A 15,567-nucleotide genomic window follows, 5' to 3' on the forward strand; every position below is an offset into this window, starting at 1 on the left:
CTTTCCGTCTTAATCGCCAAGTCTTAAATATGGCAAGCGCCGTTTTACCGATATGAACCAAATGAACTCGAGTGATTTCGAAGCCCTTCTTTCGGCGCAGCGTAGCGCCATGACCCGAGATATTCCGACCTCGAGCGCGCCCGGCGATACGCCGACGCTCACCAAAGCCGAGTTGGCGGAGATGCTGTTCGACCATGTCGGTCTGAACAAGCGCGAAGCCAAGGACATGGTCGAAGCCTTCTTCGAGGTCATCCGCGATGCGCTGGAGAGCGGCGAGAGCGTCAAGCTTTCCGGCTTCGGCAATTTCCAGTTGCGCGACAAGCCTCAGCGTCCCGGCCGCAATCCGAAGACGGGCGAGGCCATTCCTATCGCCGCGCGGCGGGTCGTCACGTTTCATGCAAGTCAGAAGCTGAAGGCGCTGGTCGAAACGGGAGCGGAGACCGATCTCACTCGCTGATTTCCCGGTGGCGCGCGAATGACTCGCGCGTCGCGTTGCTTGGCCACCGCGCTTCAATCGACATCACTTATAACGATGGTTGATCGACGATGGAAAAAGTCGTCTTGCCTCCGATCCCCGCCAAGCGATACTTCACGATTGGCGAAGTCAGCGAGTTGTGCGGCGTCAAGCCTCACGTGCTGCGCTATTGGGAGCAGGAGTTCACGCAGCTGAGGCCGGTGAAGCGGCGTGGCAATCGCCGCTACTATCAGCATCACGAAGTCTTGTTGATCCGGCGCATCCGCGAGTTGCTGTACGAGCAGGGCTTCACGATCAACGGTGCGCGTAACCGGCTCGATTCGCAGGGACGTGCAATCGACGACGATGCGGACATGGCCGAGACGCAAGTGTCGGCGCAAGCGCAACCGGGCGTCGATGTCGAGCAGTTGCGCAAGGATATTCTTCAGGTGATCGATCTTCTCGGCGGATGAACGCCGTCCGATTCAAAGTCCCGATGCCGCGAATTCTCGCGGCATTTTTTTTGTCCGTCCCACACTGTAATTACCGGATGCGTCGCAAGGCATCGTGGCCGCCGATGTAGCGAAGGTGTACCAGCCGCCGTCGAGGAGTCGATGACCGGACAGGCCCTGCCCGCGGTTAAGGCTTGACGCCTACGCGGAAGCGTTTTTTCGGACCGGCTGCTTGCGTGGCCGGCAACTTGGTCTTGACCGACCAATAGACGATGCTCGGTCCGACGCCCCATGGCGGATAGATGCGCCAGTCATCGACGCCATGGTGGAAGAAGTAAAGCGCGAAGCACCGGCCTGGTCTCGACGCGCGAACGGAGACATAGCGGCTGCCGCCGGGATAGATGCGCCCGAAGCGCGTGACGCGCGCGCCGCTTCCCGGACCGAACCATCTCGCGACTTCCGCGCGCAGGGCGGAGCAGGTTTGGCCGCATCGGCTGCGCCGCGCTCTGGCGGACGCTGGGACAGACAAAGGCATGGGGCGCCGTTCCTTATGTGTCACCTTAAGATTAGGGCTTAAATTACTGACACACAAGTGTTTTTTAGGCTTTTACGTCTGAATATTGGCGGACGGCGCCGCGTTTTTGCGCGCGTGTCGTCCATGACGAATGGCTTCAGACGGTCATGCCCATCGTCGCGGCCGTTCTGGTCAGCGCTTCTTCATCGGCGCCGACTTTAAGCATTGCATCGGCGAGGTGGTAGTCGAGTTGCGCACGCCCGTGGAGAAACGCGGGCGATGCGTCGTCGGGAATTCGATCGACGACCCGCGAGGGGCCAAAGAAAAAAGGCTCTCCGGCAGAAGCCGGAGAGCCTTCAATTTCTGGTCGGGGCGAGAGGATTTGAACCTCCGACCACCTGCACCCCATGCAGGTACGCTACCAGGCTGCGCTACGCCCCGAAAGAGCGAAAGTATATCAGAGAGAAACGAATAGTAGAACTGCTTCCAACAATTTCGCTGTTGCACTCACAAAATTCACTCGCAATGCGTCAGAGCGTCAGTTCCGACTGCGTGTACGGCGACGTCTGGATCTTCACCGAATCCTCGCGCTCGGCCGACGCCCGCTCAGGCGAGACTTCCAGCGGGAAGCGCTGACGCCTGCGGAACCTCAAAGCCAGAAGCAACGAAATCGCGCATGGAATCAGATAGGTGGCGATGCGCTCCGTCCACGCGATGCGCGATCCGAAACTGTCGTACGGCGTGCGCTCATCGAAGCCGGCGGACGGAAAGATCATCGTCAACGTGAAGTCCAGCACCATGGCCGCGCCGCACAGACACAGAAAGATCAAGGCGCCGTTCCACTTCAGAGCGCGTTCGCTCGCATTCAACGTGCGGCAGACGAAGAGCGTCACGCCCAGCAAACTCAGGATAAAAATCAAGGGAAGCCACGGAAAATGCATGTCGCGCGCCTCGCGTATGGGTAGAAGGGACGATCCCGGCGGCGCGCAAGATGGATTTATGTTGCGTCTGGAGCGCCCGCTTCCGGAAGCGAGCGCGATGATTACACGCAAGTCTCGACGCAAAAATAAGAGTAATCCTAATCAGATTGGCCGATCGGCCAGCGACTCCGACAGGAAATCGATGAACGTCCGCACCTTCGTCGTCATGTATTTGCGGCTCGTGTACACCGCATACACGGACGGCGCGAACGCCGAATAGCTCGGCAGCACGCGCACGAGCGAGCCCGACGCCAATTCCGGCTCGACGATCCACGCCGGAAAGTATGCGAGCCCGAGTCCGGCGCGCACGAGCTGTAGCGCCATCGACGTATCGTTGGTCTTGAGCACCGCCTGGTTCTTCACGGTAAACGCGCCGTCCGGGCCCGTCAACGTGACGGAATCGATATTCGTGTAGGTCGGCAACACGAAGCGATGACGCGCGACATCATCCGGATGACGCAGCTTGCCGTGCTGTTCGAGATACGCGCGCGAACCCGCGAGCACGAACGGCATCTTGCACAGCGGCCTGACGATCAGCGAGGGCGAAGGCTCCGACGTGGCGCGAATCGCCATGTCGTAGCCTTCCTCGACGAGATCGACGAAGCGATTCTCCAGCCGCAGATCGACGAGCACGCCCGGATAGCGCGCCTGATACGCGACAAGCAGATCCGCGAAGGTGCGATTGGCGAACCAGCCTGGCGCGGTGACCTTGAGCACGCCTTGCGGCTCCGCCGTCTGCACGCCGACGGCGGCTTGCGCGGCCTGCAGGATGTCGAGCGCCTCGCTGCATTGCTCGTAGTAGACGTTGCCGGCTTCCGTGAGACTCAGGTGACGCGTCGTGCGGTTCAGGAGACGCACGCCGAGCTGGCGCTCCAGATTGGCGACGTGCTTGCTCGTCATCGCGGTCGAAATGTCGAGCCGTTCTGCAGCCTTCACGAAGCTGCCGGCCTCGACGACTTCGCGGAACACGCGCAAGCTGGTGAGAGCATCCATCGATCATTTCCTGCCGGGAAACAAAACGCTAATGTTAGCCGGATTTATCGACCGACGATGTCTGCCTAAACTGCAGGCAACCCACCTTCACTGGAGTTTTGCGATGTCTGCGACACACACTCGACCATCCGCGGCCAACGCGTCGGCGCTCGCCGGCTACGCTCACGCGCTGCTGCGCATCGTCGCTTCGTATCTGCTGCTCACGCATGCGAGCGCGAAGCTGTTCCATGTTCCGCACATCGCGATGTTCGACGGTCTGCCGCTCGTCTCGCTGCTCGGCGTGGCGGGCGTCATCGAATTGATCGGCGGCGTGCTCGTGCTGATCGGCCTGTTCACGCGGGCGGCGGCGTTCGTGTTGTCGGGCGAACTGGCGTTCGCGTACTTCATCGGGCACGCGCCGAAAGGAAACTTCCTGCTGCCGCTATTGAATCAGGGCGAGCCGGCCGTGCTGCTGTCGTTCATCTATTTGTTCATCGCGGCGGCGGGGCCGGGCGCGTGGAGCATCGACCGGCGACGTTGAGCATTACTTCGGCCACTCGTCTAGCTCGTCGTTGAAGAGCGAAGCGACGATGCCGCGCAGCCACATCGTGCGCGCATCGTTGTGAAACTTGCGATGCCAGTGCTGCTTCAGATCGAAGCGGGGCAACGCGAGCGGCGGCTCGGCGAGCGTGATCGACGCATGCTCGGCGACATACGCGAAGCCGATCGCATGCGGCACCGTCGCGATCAGATCGGTGCGCGACAGGATGAACGGCAGGCTCATGAAGTGCGGCGTTTCGAGCACCGCGCGCCGGCGCACGCGTTCCTTGTCGAGATAATTCTCCAGCACTTCCTGGCTGCGGCCTTCCGCGCGCACGACCGCGTGGCCGCATTCCATGAAGCGTTCGAGCGTGAGCGGCTGGTTCGCGAACGGATGATCGCGCCGCATCAGACAGATGAACCGGTGCGAGAAAAGCCGCTGCTGAAAGAAGTTGTTGCCGCGCAAGTCCGGAAAGTAGCCGACCGCCAGATCGATATCGCCGGCTTCGAGCCCGCGCTCCACATCGCCATGCGACGCCGACACCGATCGCAGATTCGCGTTCGGCGCTTCCTTCGCGAAGGCCTGCAAGAGGCGCGGCAGAAAGACGATCTCGCCGACATCGGAAAGCGCGATCGAAAACGTCTCCGCGCTCGTCGAAGGATCGAAGTGCTGCCGGTCGAGCAGGCCGCGTTCGATGCGCGCCAGCGCCTCGCGCGCCGCGGGCACGAGCGCGATGGTGCGCGGCGTCGGCTCCATGCCGCGCGAGGTGCGCACGAAGAGCGGATCGTTGAAGTACTCGCGCAGACGTGCGAGCGCGGTCGACACGCGCGGCTGACTCACCCCGAGCCGCTCGGCGGCGCGGCTCACGTTGCGCGTCTCCTCGATGGCGACGAGGTACGGAATCAGGTTGAGATCGAGATCGTTCATTTCGGAACCGCCGTCTCCTCGCGTCGATACGGCGTCATCCGCGCCGCGCGACCATGTCCGACACGCGCTGCGCCGCTTCCTGCAGCGGTTCGAGAAACGCCTTCACCATCTGCTTTGCGTTCTTGCGCTGCGCGTTGCCGCTGATGTTCAGCGCCGCGATCACGCGGCCTTGCCGGTCGCGGATCGGCGCGGACATCGAAATCAGTCCTTCCTCCAGTTCCTGATCGACGATTGCCCAGCCCTGGCGGCGGACCGCGGCGATGGCTTCCTTGAGCGCGCCCTTGTCGACGATCGTGCGCGGCGTGCGCGCGACGAGCGAACTCGCATCGAGCGCTTCGTCGAGGCGCGCTTCGTCGAGCGCGGCGAGCAGGACGCGGCCCATCGACGTGCAGAACGCAGGCAGACGGCTGCCGATCGACAGATTCTGCGTGATGATCTTGTGCGTCGGCACGCGCAGCACATAGACGATTTCCGCGCCGTTCAGCACGGCCGCCGAGCAGCTTTCGTGCACTTGCTCGACGAGATCTTCCATTACCGGTTCGGCCAGATTCCAGAAGGGCATCGACGTCAGATAGGCGAAGCCGAGGTCGAGAATCTTCGGCGTCAACTGAAAGAGACGCCCGTCGGCCTCGACATACCCGAGCGCCTGCAGCGTCAGAAGGATGCGGCGCGCGCCGGCGCGCGTGAGGCCGGTGGCCGCCGCGACATCCGTCAGCGTCTGCGCGGGGCGGTTCGCATCGAACGAGCGGATGACAGCGAGCCCGCGCGCGAACGACTGCACGTAGGCATCGCCGGGGCGCGCCTGCGCGTCTTGCGGCTCGGCATCCGGATTGAGCGTGGCTGAATTCTTCATAAGGCCTGTGATGAAAGCGCGAACGGGCGGTCGAGGCGAAGTTCGAGCTCGGTGAAAACCCCCACTTCGCGCATGCTTCGTTGACACGACAACGAATGCGGGACTAACATGCCGATGTTCGCTAAACGAATCCATGTTCGCATGACGAACATTTCAGCGCAAGTGTGCTGACGAGCAGGTAAACCCCAGTTCGAGACAGACAGGAACGGCAATGATCAACAAGATTTTCGATTCGCTCGCCTCGGCCGTCGCCGACGTCCACGACGGCGCGACCATCATGATCGGCGGTTTCGGCACGGCGGGCATGCCGTCCGAGCTGATCGACGCGCTCATCGAGCAGGGCGCGCGCGGGCTCACGATCGTCAACAACAACGCCGGCAACGGCGACACGGGACTGGCCGCGCTGCTGAAGGCGAAGCGCGTGCGCAAGATCATCTGCTCGTTCCCGCGTCAGACGGACTCGCATGTGTTCGACGCGCTCTATCGCGCGGGCGAAATCGAGCTGGAACTCGTGCCGCAGGGCAATCTGGCGGAACGCATCCGCGCGGCGGGCGCGGGCATCGGCGGATTTTTCACGCCGACGGGCTACGGCACGAAGCTCGCCGAAGGCAAGGAAACGCGCGTGATCGACGGCCGGCACTACGTGCTCGAAGCGCCGCTGCACGCGGATTTCGCGCTCGTGAAGGCATATAAGGGCGATCGCTGGGGCAATCTGGTCTATCGTAAAACTGCGCGCAACTTCGGTCCGATCATGGCGAGCGCCGCGAAAACGGCCATCGTGCAGGTCTCGAAGGTCGTCGCGCTCGGCGAGCTGGACCCCGAAAACATCGTGACGCCGGGCATTTTCGTGCAGCGCGTCGTCGAAGTACCGCAAGCCGTGCATCAAGCCGAACTCGCCGCTTAAGGAAGGACGAAAAGCCATGAAGAAACTCACTCGTGACGAAATGGCCAAGCGCGTGGCCGCGGACATTCCCGAAGGCGCGTACGTGAACCTGGGCATCGGCGTGCCGACGCTCGTCGCCAATCATCTCGCGGCGGACCGCGAGATCTTCCTGCACAGCGAAAACGGCCTGCTCGGCATGGGCCCGGCGCCCGCCAAAGGCGAGGAAGACGACGAACTCATCAACGCAGGCAAGCAGCACGTCACGTTGCTGACCGGCGGCGCGTTTTTCCATCACGCCGATTCGTTCGCGATGATGCGCGGCGGCCATCTCGACTTCTGCGTGCTCGGCGCCTTCCAGGTTTCCGCGACGGGCGATCTCGCGAACTGGCACACCGGCGCGCCCGACGCGATTCCGGCTGTCGGCGGCGCGATGGATCTCGCAATCGGCGCAAAGCAGGTCTACGTGATGATGGAACTGCTCACCAAGCAGGGCGAGAGCAAGCTGGTCGACGCCTGCACGTATCCGGTGACGGGCGTGGCATGCGTGAATCGCGTGTACACGGATCTCGCCGTGTTCGACGTGACGCCGGAAGGCTTCGTCGTGCGCGAAATCGTCGACGGCCTGTCGTTCGAAGAGTTGCGGAAGCTGGCCCAGGTGCCGCTGCAATACGCGCCGCTGACCGAAGCAGCCTGAGAGAATTCTGGAGACATTGAAGATGAAAGAAGCTTTCGTATGTGATGCCATCCGCACGCCGATCGGTCGTTACGGCGGTTCGCTGTCCTCCGTGCGCGCCGACGATCTCGGCGCCGTGCCGCTGCGCGCGCTGGTCGAGCGCAACAAGGAAGTGGACTGGGAAGCCATCGACGAAGTGATCTACGGCTGCGCGAATCAGGCGGGCGAAGACAACCGCAACGTCGCGCGCATGTCGGCGCTGCTGGCCGGTTTGCCGGTCGGCACGCCGGGATCGACGGTCAATCGCCTGTGCGGCTCGGGCATGGACGCGATCGGCGTCGCGGCCCGCGCGATCAAGGCGGGCGAGACGAGCCTGATGATCGCGGGCGGCGTCGAAAGCATGAGCCGCGCGCCGTTCGTGATGGGCAAGGCGACGAGCGCGTTCTCGCGTTCCGCAGAAATCCACGATACGACCATCGGCTGGCGCTTCATCAATCCGCTGATGAAGAAGCAGTACGGCGTCGATTCGATGCCGGAAACCGCCGAAAACGTCGCGGACGACTACAAGATCAGCCGCGCCGATCAGGACGCGTTCGCGCTGCGCTCGCAGCAGAAGGCGGCGCGCGCGCAAAAGGACGGCACGCTGGCGCAGGAAATCGTCGCGGTGACGATTCCGCAGAAAAAGGGCGATGCGCTCGTCGTCGACAAGGACGAGCATCCGCGCGAAACGAGCCTCGAAGCGCTCGCGAAACTGAAGGGCGTCGTGCGTCCGGACGGCTCGGTGACGGCGGGCAACGCGTCGGGCGTGAACGACGGCGCGGTCGCGATGCTGATAGCCGACGAGGAAAGCGCGAAGCGCAACGGCCTCACGCCGCGCGCGCGCATTCTGGGCTTGGCCACGGCCGGCGTGCCGCCGCGCGTGATGGGCATCGGTCCGGGTCCGGCCTCGCAGAAGCTGCTTGCGCGTCTCGGCATGACCATCGACCAGATGGACGTGATCGAGCTGAACGAAGCGTTCGCGTCCCAAGGTTTGGCGACGCTGCGCATGCTCGGCGTCGCCGATGACGATCCCCGCGTCAATCCGAACGGCGGTGCGATCGCGCTCGGCCATCCGCTGGGCGCGTCCGGCGCGCGGCTCGTCACGACCGCGAGCTACCAGTTGCATCGCACGGGCGGACGTTACGCGCTTTGCACGATGTGCATTGGCGTCGGCCAAGGCATCGCGATGATCATCGAGCGCGTCTGATCACATGTTTTCATCGACCGGACGTTTGACCGATCTCATTTGCGGCAACGCCGCCGCGAACGAGATCTGGTCGCCGCGCGCGACCGTGCAGGCCATGCTCGATGTCGAAGCCGCGCTCGCGCGCGCATCCGCGCTGCATGGCGTGATTCCGTCGGGCGCGGTGGATGCGATCGTCGCCGCCTGCGATGCCGATAACATCGACGCCGATGCGCTGATGACCGGCGCCGCGGCGGGCGGCAATCTCGCGATTCCGCTCGTCAAGCAACTGACGGCCGTCGTGAAGGCGCGCGACGCCGAAGCAGCCAAGTACGTGCATTGGGGCGCGACGAGTCAGGACATCATCGATACGGGCGTCGTGCTGCAATTGCGCGCGTTTCTCGATCTGATCGATGCGGATCTGCGCTCGCTCTCCGATGCGCTCGCCACGCAGGCGCAAGCCCACAAAAACACGCCGATGATCGGCCGCACCTGGCTTCAGCAGGCGCTGCCGATCACGCTCGGCCTGAAGTTCGCGCAATGGCTCGATGCAGTGACGCGTCATCGCGAGCGCCTCGGCGAACTGAGGTCGCGCGCGCTCGTGCTGCAATTCGGCGGCGCGGCGGGCACACTCGCGAGTCTGCGCGACAAGGCCTTGCCGGTCGCGGCATCGCTTGCGCAGGACCTGAAGCTGGCGCTTCCCGCGTTGCCGTGGCACACGCAGCGCGATCGCATCGCGGAAACCGCGTCGTTTCTCGGCATGCTGACGGGCACGCTGGGCAAGATCGCGCGCGATGTCTCGCTGATGATGCAGACCGAGCTCGGAGAAGTCGCCGAACCGGCGGCCACAGGCAAGGGCGGATCGTCGACGATGCCGCACAAGCGCAATCCAGTCGGCTGCGCGGCCGTTCTGACCGCCGCGACGCGCGCGCCGAATCTCGTCGCGACGATCTTCGCGGGCATGGTCCAGGAGCACGAGCGCGCGCTCGGCGGCTGGCAGGCCGAATGGGAAGCGCTGCCCGATCTCGCGCGTCTGACGGCGGGCGCGTTGTCGAACATCGTGGGCATCGTTCCGTCGATGGAAGTCAATGTCGAACGGCTCGCACGCAATCTCGACGTGACCAACGGACTGATTCTCGGCGAAGCGGTGATGCTCGCGCTCGGCGACGCAATCGGCAGGCTCGACGCGCACAAGCTCGTCGAAGGCGCGTCGAAGGCGTCGGTGGCGAACGGCACGTCGCTCTTCGACGAACTCTGCTCGAACGAAACCGTCACGCGTCATGTTTCGCAGGATCAACTGAAATCGCTGCTCGATCCGGCGAATTACGTCGGACAGGCGCAGGCGTTCGTCGATGCCGCCATCGCGAACGCTCACTCGAAATAAGCAGGAACACACAGGAGCGGTAAAAACATGCCTCTTGCCGAAGTCAACGGAACACGGATTCACTATCGCATCGACGCGACGGCGGGCGACAACGCGCCGTGGCTCGTGCTGTCGAATTCGCTCGGCGCCGATGTCTCGATGTGGACGCCGAACATCGAGGCGTTCGCCGCGCGCTATCGCGTCGTGCGCTACGACACGCGCGGCCACGGTCATTCGGACGTGCCGCCGGGCCCGTACACGATCGATCAGCTGATCGGCGACGTGATCGGCCTGATGGATCATCTGAAAATCGAGCGCGCGAACTACTGCGGCCTGTCGATGGGCGGGCTGACCGGCATCGGGCTGGCGGCGCGTCATCCGGAGCGCTTCTCGCGCGTGGTGTTGTCGAACACCGCCGCGCTGATCGGCTCGGACGCCGTGTGGACGCCGCGCGCCGCGAAAGCGCGCGAGCCGGGCGGCATGCCCGCGCTGACCGACGCCGTGATCGCGCGCTGGTTTACCGCGCCCTTCATCGAGCGTGAGCAGCTCGAACTCGCGAATATCCGCGACGTGTTTCGCCACACCAACGGCGACGGCTACGCGTCGAACTGCGAGGCGATCCGCGACGCCGACCTGCGCGACGAAGCGAAGACCATCGCATTGCCCGTGCTTGTGATTGCGGGCACGCACGATCTGTCGACGACGGCCGAGCAGGGCCGCGAGCTCGCGGGTTATATCGGCGGCTCGCGCTACGTCGAACTGGACGCGGCGCATCTGTCGAACATCGAAAAGCGCGACGACTACACGCGCGCCGTCCTCGACTTCCTCGGAGAATAAAGATGACCGACGACGAACGTTACGAAGCCGGGATGAAAGTGCGCCGCGCGGTGCTGTCCGACGCGCACGTCGACCGCTCGCTTGCAAACCGCACCGAGCTGACGACCGAATTCCAGAACTTCATCACGCGCTATGCGTGGGGCGAAATCTGGACGCGCGACGGCCTGCCGCGTCACACGCGCAGCCTCATCACGATCGCGATGATGGTCGCGCTCAATCGCAGCGAAGAACTCGCACTGCACTTGCGCGCCGCGAAGAACAACGGCGTCACGCAAGACGAGATCAAGGAAGTGCTGTTGCAAACGGCGGTCTACTGCGGCGTGCCGGCGGCGAATTCGGCGTTCCACCTCGCGCAGAAAATCTTCGACGAAGAGAGCAAGGCGTAGTCGCGACGCGGAACCGATAAAAACCGTCTCCGGGAAACCGGAGACGGTTTTTTCGTTTGCGGACTCAGAACGCGTAGAACGGTCCCGGTCCTGCGGGCGTCGGGCGTCCTGCGAGCGCCGTGAACACGCGCCGTCCGTAGAAGAAAGGCAAGCCCCAGTCGAAGAAGCCGCTCGCGGAGCCGGCGAGATTGTCGAAGGCGAAGTGGCCGGTGCCGAACAAGGTCGTCGATTGCGCGATGGTGAAGCTCACCGCGCTCTGCGCGCCGCTCGACGAACGGATCGTCGCGGCGATCGTCGTCGGCGTCGACGGGCAATACCACGCGCCGCACTTCGCGAGCGTCGCCGACGGGAAGAAGACGCCGTTCGATCCGCTATCGATGAAGCTCGAACCGTACTGGCTGCCGCCGAAATCCGTCGTGACGTAGCCGGACAGCGAACTCGCCTTGAGCACCGTGGCCGAGCCGAGCAGATTGTTCGACTGCGAGCCGATGCCGAAGGTCATCGTCCCCGTGACCGCCGATGCGCCGCTATCCGGCACGTCGGGCAGCTCGATCAGCACGCCGTTGTTGTCCGACGCGAAGTTCGCGACCGGATTGGTCACCTGCTGCGCGACCGCCAGCTTGCTCGCGGTGCAGTTGCCCGAGATGCAGCTGTAGTACCAGCGCGGCATCGCCGAGGTCGCGCATCCCGCGCCGCAGTCGGCGGTGAACGGTCCGACGCCGAGTATGCCGTTGCCGCGCAGGCTCGACGCGGAGAGCATCGGCAGGCCGGACTGGCTGCAGTCCTGCGCCGCGTTGCCTGCGGCGGAGTCGGCGATCAGTTGCACGGAAGTCGAGCGCGCGACCTGGCTCGCGAGCCGGATATCGGCCGTGCGGACCGCGCCCCACGTATAGCCTGAGCCGAACACGGCGCATTCCGCGATGATCGCGCTCTGGCTGCCGCCCGCGACGAGCGGCAACGCGATCGACGGACTGAGTGCGGACGCCAGCACTCTCAAGCCGTGCGAGCCGGTATCGACCTGAATGTCGTCGATGGTCTGGCATGTGTCCGTGCCCGGCACGCAGATCGTCACGCTGGTTTGCAGCATGTTGCGCGTGTTGGTCGGCGTGCTGGAAACATGGATGATCTGGACGTTGGGCGTCGTCGATTGCGCGACGGTCGTGCCGGTGGATGGGGACGACGCCGCGCTCGCGGGCGTCGCGGCGCTGGCCGTCTGGGGCGCGCTGGCCTGGTGAGGCGACGCGGCGGCGCTGCCGTTCGAGCCGCCGTCCGAACCTCCGCCGCCGCCGCAGGCGTGAAGCAGAACGCAAGTGCCGAGTGCGGCGATCGAGAGAAGGGCGCGTGGGTTCATGGCGGGCCTCTTACTGAATGTCCGTTGCGCTCACGCCCGGCGGCAGGGCGCTCGCAAGCCATGCGCGGCCGATGAATTCGCGCAGCCGCATGCGATTTTCGACGACGAGATCGCCCGCGGCGACGTGCGCCGCATGCAGGCCCGCATCGCCGACCGACGCGCTCGCGCCTTGCCTGAACGTCTCGAAATGGCTGCCGAGCAGCGTGCGGACGTCCGGCATCGCCGGGCCGCGCCAGGACACCGCGTACACCGTGCCGCTCGAATCGACATACTCACGCACGACGATGCCGTCGGCATCGGTCGTTTCGTGGAATTTCACGAGGCCGCTCTGCGCTTGATGCACGACATCGCCCTGCGATGCGCTCGACGCGCGCCCGGCGGCACCGAGCTGCGCGTGGGCATTAGCCGACGCGCCGATCGCCAGAATGGTCAGGCACGCGGTCGCGTAGTGAGGAATTCTGATTTTTCTCATGACGTTCTCTCCGTTAATTAGGACTCTTCTTATTTTCGAGATGCGATTTTAGGAGGAAGTCAGAAAAAACTGATACACGTCGATGTTTCCGCGCGAAACGGGCGGATGCGCGTAGGAGAAAAAGAAGTCTCTATGAATCAAAAGGTTACGCAGATCGAAAAGCCGAATTGCCGCTTTTCGCGATTGTCATAAATTGTCAATTCGATGCGGAGCGGCTTAAATGGAAATTTGAGGCGCGCCTTTTGGCTGCGCGTAGTCTGCTTTCGTCATTGAAAGGCAACGTTTAATGGGCGCGCTGCGCAGCCTTGCCGGAAGCCGTCGTGACCTCTTTTTTGTCACGGCGCACGGCGGACCGGTAAAATAACGGGTTGATCCACGGAAGAACGCCCGTGGCGTAGCGGAAGGACTTCTCCAAATGACAGATTTTCGTGTAACGAAGCGGATGGCTGCGCTTTTCGCGGTGGCCGGAATCGTGGCGGGATGTGGCTCGTCCAATCCCAACGCGTTCAACTACAAGAGCGATCAGCGTTCGAAACAGGTGTCTCTCGCCGTGCCGCCGAACCTGCTCGACGAAGCGGCCGATCAGCGTTCATTGCCGCCGCAGGGCGGGCAGGCATCGCTGTCCGATCTGCAGCAGATTCAGAAAGTCGCACCGAACGCGCCCACGGTGGTTCCGCCGGTGTCGGGCATGCGCGTTCAGCGCGACGGCACCGAGCGCTGGCTCGTCGTCGATGGCAAGACGCCCGATCAGGTGTGGCCGCAGGTCCGCCGTTTCTGGCAGGAGCAGGGCTTTCTGCTCGTCGTCGATCAGCGCGACAAGGGCGTGATGGAAACGGACTGGAACGAAACCCATCCGCAGATTTCCGACGGCCTGATCCGCGACACGCTCGCCAAGGCAACGGGCAACTCGTATGTCACGGCCGAGCGCAACAAGTACCGCACGCGTCTCGAAGCGGCGCCGAACGGCGGCACGTATGTGTTCATCAGCCAGAAGGGCATGCGCGAGGCGCTGACCGGCGTGAACAATGACACGAGCCAGTGGCAGGCCCGCCCGAACGATCCCGCGCTCGAGAACGAATACCTCAAGCGCCTGATGTCCTCGCTGTCGCTGGCCGACCAGCGGGCGGCTTCCGGCGGCGCAACGCCGCTCGACGCCCCGGCCGCCGGTGCTGCGGGCGCGCAAGCCGCGAAGGGCGGCGATGCGAAGGCGGCGTCGGTCGCGGCGCAGAACGCCGCGTACGCGGGCAATTCGCCGATCCGCAACGAAGTCGTGCCCGAGGCCGCATCGTCGCAACTGACCTTGCCGGAAGCGTACGACCGCGCGTGGTTGCGCGTGGGCATCGCGCTCGATCGCGCCAACTTCACGGTGGACGACCGCGACCGCAGCAAGGGCGTCTATTACGTGCGCTACGTCGATCCGACGGACAAGTCGTCGGCGGAACAAGGCTTCTGGAGCCAGGTGTTCCACGGCCGCAAGGAGATGAAGGCGAAGCAGTATCAGGTCAACGTGCGCGCCGTCACCGAGCAGCAAACGCGCGTGGCGATCGTCGACGACAAGGGCGAAGTCGATTCGTCGCCGCAAGCTCGCCAGATCATGGCGCTGCTCGCCGACCAGATCAGCTGATCGTTTTCCGCGCCGATCCGCAGAAACCGCCTCCTTCGCGAGGCGGTTTTTTTGCGCCGTCGATGCCGCCGCCGGGCGCGCAAACGATTTTTTCAGCGCGCACGGAAATGCGAGCGACGCGTAAATATTGCGCAGACAATTCTTTCTATCGGGAAATGTGCGCAAAAGCTTATAGAAATGAACGCCCGGACAGTACATTGCATCAGTGGCGTAAATCACCCGCCGGAAGTTCCACGAAGCGCGCGTATCACGCACGTTGTACCTGACAAACAGACGATTGGTTCGCCCCGCGCGAACCCCGATGGCCCCGTCGCCTATCCTCGTAGGGCGACGGTTTTTGCCCGCGTTTCTCTTGGAACGCGGGCTTTTTCTTTGGCTTGCAGATCGGGCGTTTTCGGCGACATGCGCGATGCGCGGTTATGCTCGTGCTTCCATCGTTCAAGTAAGAAAGGAGAAGCTCATGTCGGAAGTTGCCGTCGTCGCGATCTTTGTTGCCAAACCGGGCAAGGAAGAGGAACTGAGGGAAGTGCTGGAAGCGAACGTCGAGCCGACGCGCAAGGAGGCGGGTGCGCTGCAATACGACTTGCACCGCGACCTGAAGGAGCCGCGGCGCTTTATCTTCGTCGAGCGCTGGGAGAGCGAGGCCGCGCTCGCGAAGCACGGCGAAACGGCGCACATCCAGACGTTCCGCGCCAAATCGCCGGACTTGTGCGAGCACGGCGAAGTCCGTGTCGCGAGCAAGATTCTCTGACGGACCGGACAGCGCTTTTAATGCGTTTCTTGCGGGACGTCGAGGATCAGGATGATGGTCCAGTCGGCGTCGCCGTCGTGATGATACTGGCGCTCCGCGACGATGAACGGCTGCTGCTTGCCGGACGGTCCGAGGAACAGCACGTCGCCTTCCATCGGCAGGCATTCGACGGGCGGCAGCGCCAGATACGAGTCCTTGTTCGCGTTGCGCGGCATCAGTTTTTCGATCTTGCGCGATGCCGCTTCGGTCCATTCGATATCGAGCTGGATATTGCTCATGCTGTCGTTCGCACGATGAGTGCGCTCCACGGTT

General features: G+C 63.6%; 19 protein-coding genes and 1 tRNA gene. 11 read left to right on the forward strand and 9 right to left on the reverse strand.

The window, feature by feature from the left end:
• Positions 1-52: 52 nt before the first annotated feature.
• Together NCS00_RS05890 and NCS00_RS05895 are read left to right on the forward strand one after the other, a co-directional pair.
• On the forward strand, positions 53-457 hold the full coding sequence (locus NCS00_RS05890; protein ID WP_008350190.1) for an integration host factor subunit alpha: 405 nt from the start codon (positions 53-55) through the stop codon (positions 455-457).
• A gap of 89 nt (positions 458-546) precedes the next feature.
• Entirely contained in the window at positions 547-927 is a 381-nt protein-coding gene (locus NCS00_RS05895; RefSeq protein ID WP_008350188.1) for a MerR family transcriptional regulator, read from the forward strand.
• Positions 928-1,093: 166 nt separating this feature from the next.
• On the opposite strand, the gene NCS00_RS05900 is transcribed toward NCS00_RS05895, so the two are convergent.
• The 4 genes from NCS00_RS05900 to NCS00_RS05915 all read right to left on the reverse strand — a co-directional run bounded on the left by NCS00_RS05900 (position 1,094) and on the right by NCS00_RS05915 (position 3,393).
• Positions 1,094-1,441 carry a hypothetical protein gene (locus NCS00_RS05900; RefSeq protein ID WP_244807941.1) on the reverse strand — a complete coding sequence of 116 codons (348 nt, stop codon included), beginning with the start codon at positions 1,439-1,441 and terminating at the stop codon, positions 1,094-1,096.
• Between the two features lie 343 nt (positions 1,442-1,784).
• Positions 1,785-1,861 (reverse strand) — tRNA-Pro (locus NCS00_RS05905).
• Positions 1,862-1,950: 89 nt separating this feature from the next.
• Positions 1,951-2,361 carry a hypothetical protein gene (locus tag NCS00_RS05910; protein WP_250439588.1) on the reverse strand — a complete coding sequence of 137 codons (411 nt, stop codon included), beginning with the start codon at positions 2,359-2,361 and terminating at the stop codon, positions 1,951-1,953.
• Between the two features lie 141 nt (positions 2,362-2,502).
• Complete coding sequence (locus tag NCS00_RS05915) at positions 2,503-3,393, reverse strand: LysR family transcriptional regulator (RefSeq protein ID WP_250434526.1); 891 nt, start codon at positions 3,391-3,393, stop codon at positions 2,503-2,505.
• Positions 3,394-3,496: 103 nt separating this feature from the next.
• Between NCS00_RS05915 and NCS00_RS05920 the strand changes: the two genes are divergently transcribed.
• Positions 3,497-3,913 (forward strand): DoxX family protein, encoded by a 417-nt coding sequence (locus tag NCS00_RS05920; protein WP_008350180.1) that lies wholly within the window; start codon positions 3,497-3,499, stop codon positions 3,911-3,913.
• 3 nt (positions 3,914-3,916) lie between these two features.
• Here NCS00_RS05920 and NCS00_RS05925 read toward each other — a convergent pair whose 3' ends face one another.
• Both NCS00_RS05925 and NCS00_RS05930 read right to left on the reverse strand, forming a co-directional pair.
• Positions 3,917-4,840, reverse strand: a complete 924-nt coding sequence (locus NCS00_RS05925; protein ID WP_008350178.1) for a LysR family transcriptional regulator — start codon at positions 4,838-4,840, stop codon at positions 3,917-3,919.
• A 34-nt stretch (positions 4,841-4,874) separates the two neighbouring features.
• Complete coding sequence (locus NCS00_RS05930) at positions 4,875-5,693, reverse strand: IclR family transcriptional regulator (RefSeq protein WP_008350176.1); 819 nt, start codon at positions 5,691-5,693, stop codon at positions 4,875-4,877.
• Between the two features lie 211 nt (positions 5,694-5,904).
• Between NCS00_RS05930 and NCS00_RS05935 the strand changes: the two genes are divergently transcribed.
• From NCS00_RS05935 to pcaC, 6 genes are read left to right on the forward strand one after another with little or no spacing between them, the layout of a single operon-like run.
• A complete protein-coding gene (locus tag NCS00_RS05935; protein ID WP_008350174.1) occupies positions 5,905-6,597 on the forward strand; it encodes a 3-oxoacid CoA-transferase subunit A in 693 nt (230 codons plus the stop codon).
• Positions 6,598-6,613: 16 nt separating this feature from the next.
• Positions 6,614-7,270, forward strand: coding sequence for a 3-oxoacid CoA-transferase subunit B (locus NCS00_RS05940; protein ID WP_250439590.1), 657 nt, complete (start codon positions 6,614-6,616; stop codon positions 7,268-7,270).
• 22 nt (positions 7,271-7,292) lie between these two features.
• Positions 7,293-8,495 carry a 3-oxoadipyl-CoA thiolase gene (pcaF, locus tag NCS00_RS05945; RefSeq protein ID WP_175979962.1) on the forward strand — a complete coding sequence of 401 codons (1,203 nt, stop codon included), beginning with the start codon at positions 7,293-7,295 and terminating at the stop codon, positions 8,493-8,495.
• 4 nt (positions 8,496-8,499) lie between these two features.
• Positions 8,500-9,855, forward strand: a complete 1,356-nt coding sequence (locus NCS00_RS05950; protein ID WP_250439592.1) for a 3-carboxy-cis,cis-muconate cycloisomerase — start codon at positions 8,500-8,502, stop codon at positions 9,853-9,855.
• A gap of 27 nt (positions 9,856-9,882) precedes the next feature.
• Complete coding sequence (pcaD, locus tag NCS00_RS05955) at positions 9,883-10,671, forward strand: 3-oxoadipate enol-lactonase (RefSeq protein ID WP_175979964.1); 789 nt, start codon at positions 9,883-9,885, stop codon at positions 10,669-10,671.
• Between the two features lie 2 nt (positions 10,672-10,673).
• Entirely contained in the window at positions 10,674-11,057 is a 384-nt protein-coding gene (gene pcaC, locus NCS00_RS05960) for a 4-carboxymuconolactone decarboxylase (protein ID WP_008350165.1), read from the forward strand.
• A gap of 64 nt (positions 11,058-11,121) precedes the next feature.
• On the opposite strand, the gene NCS00_RS05965 is transcribed toward pcaC, so the two are convergent.
• Positions 11,122-12,408 (reverse strand): DUF3443 domain-containing protein, encoded by a 1,287-nt coding sequence (locus NCS00_RS05965; RefSeq protein WP_034472026.1) that lies wholly within the window; start codon positions 12,406-12,408, stop codon positions 11,122-11,124.
• Between the two features lie 10 nt (positions 12,409-12,418).
• Positions 12,419-12,880: a DUF2844 domain-containing protein gene (locus NCS00_RS05970; protein WP_008350161.1), complete on the reverse strand. Its 462-nt coding sequence runs from the start codon at positions 12,878-12,880 to the stop codon at positions 12,419-12,421.
• Between the two features lie 415 nt (positions 12,881-13,295).
• On the opposite strand from NCS00_RS05970, the gene bamC reads away from it, so the two are divergent.
• A complete protein-coding gene (gene bamC / locus NCS00_RS05975) occupies positions 13,296-14,504 on the forward strand; it encodes an NlpB/DapX family lipoprotein (RefSeq protein ID WP_034472024.1) in 1,209 nt (402 codons plus the stop codon).
• 460 nt (positions 14,505-14,964) lie between these two features.
• Positions 14,965-15,255: a putative quinol monooxygenase gene (locus NCS00_RS05980; protein WP_008350158.1), complete on the forward strand. Its 291-nt coding sequence runs from the start codon at positions 14,965-14,967 to the stop codon at positions 15,253-15,255.
• Positions 15,256-15,272: 17 nt separating this feature from the next.
• Here NCS00_RS05980 and NCS00_RS05985 read toward each other — a convergent pair whose 3' ends face one another.
• Positions 15,273-15,533: a hypothetical protein gene (locus tag NCS00_RS05985; RefSeq protein WP_008350156.1), complete on the reverse strand. Its 261-nt coding sequence runs from the start codon at positions 15,531-15,533 to the stop codon at positions 15,273-15,275.
• Positions 15,534-15,567 lie beyond the last annotated feature (34 nt).

This window comes from Caballeronia sp. AZ1_KS37 (genome assembly GCF_023631165.1).
Taxonomy (GTDB): Bacteria; Pseudomonadota; Gammaproteobacteria; order Burkholderiales; family Burkholderiaceae; genus Caballeronia; species Caballeronia zhejiangensis.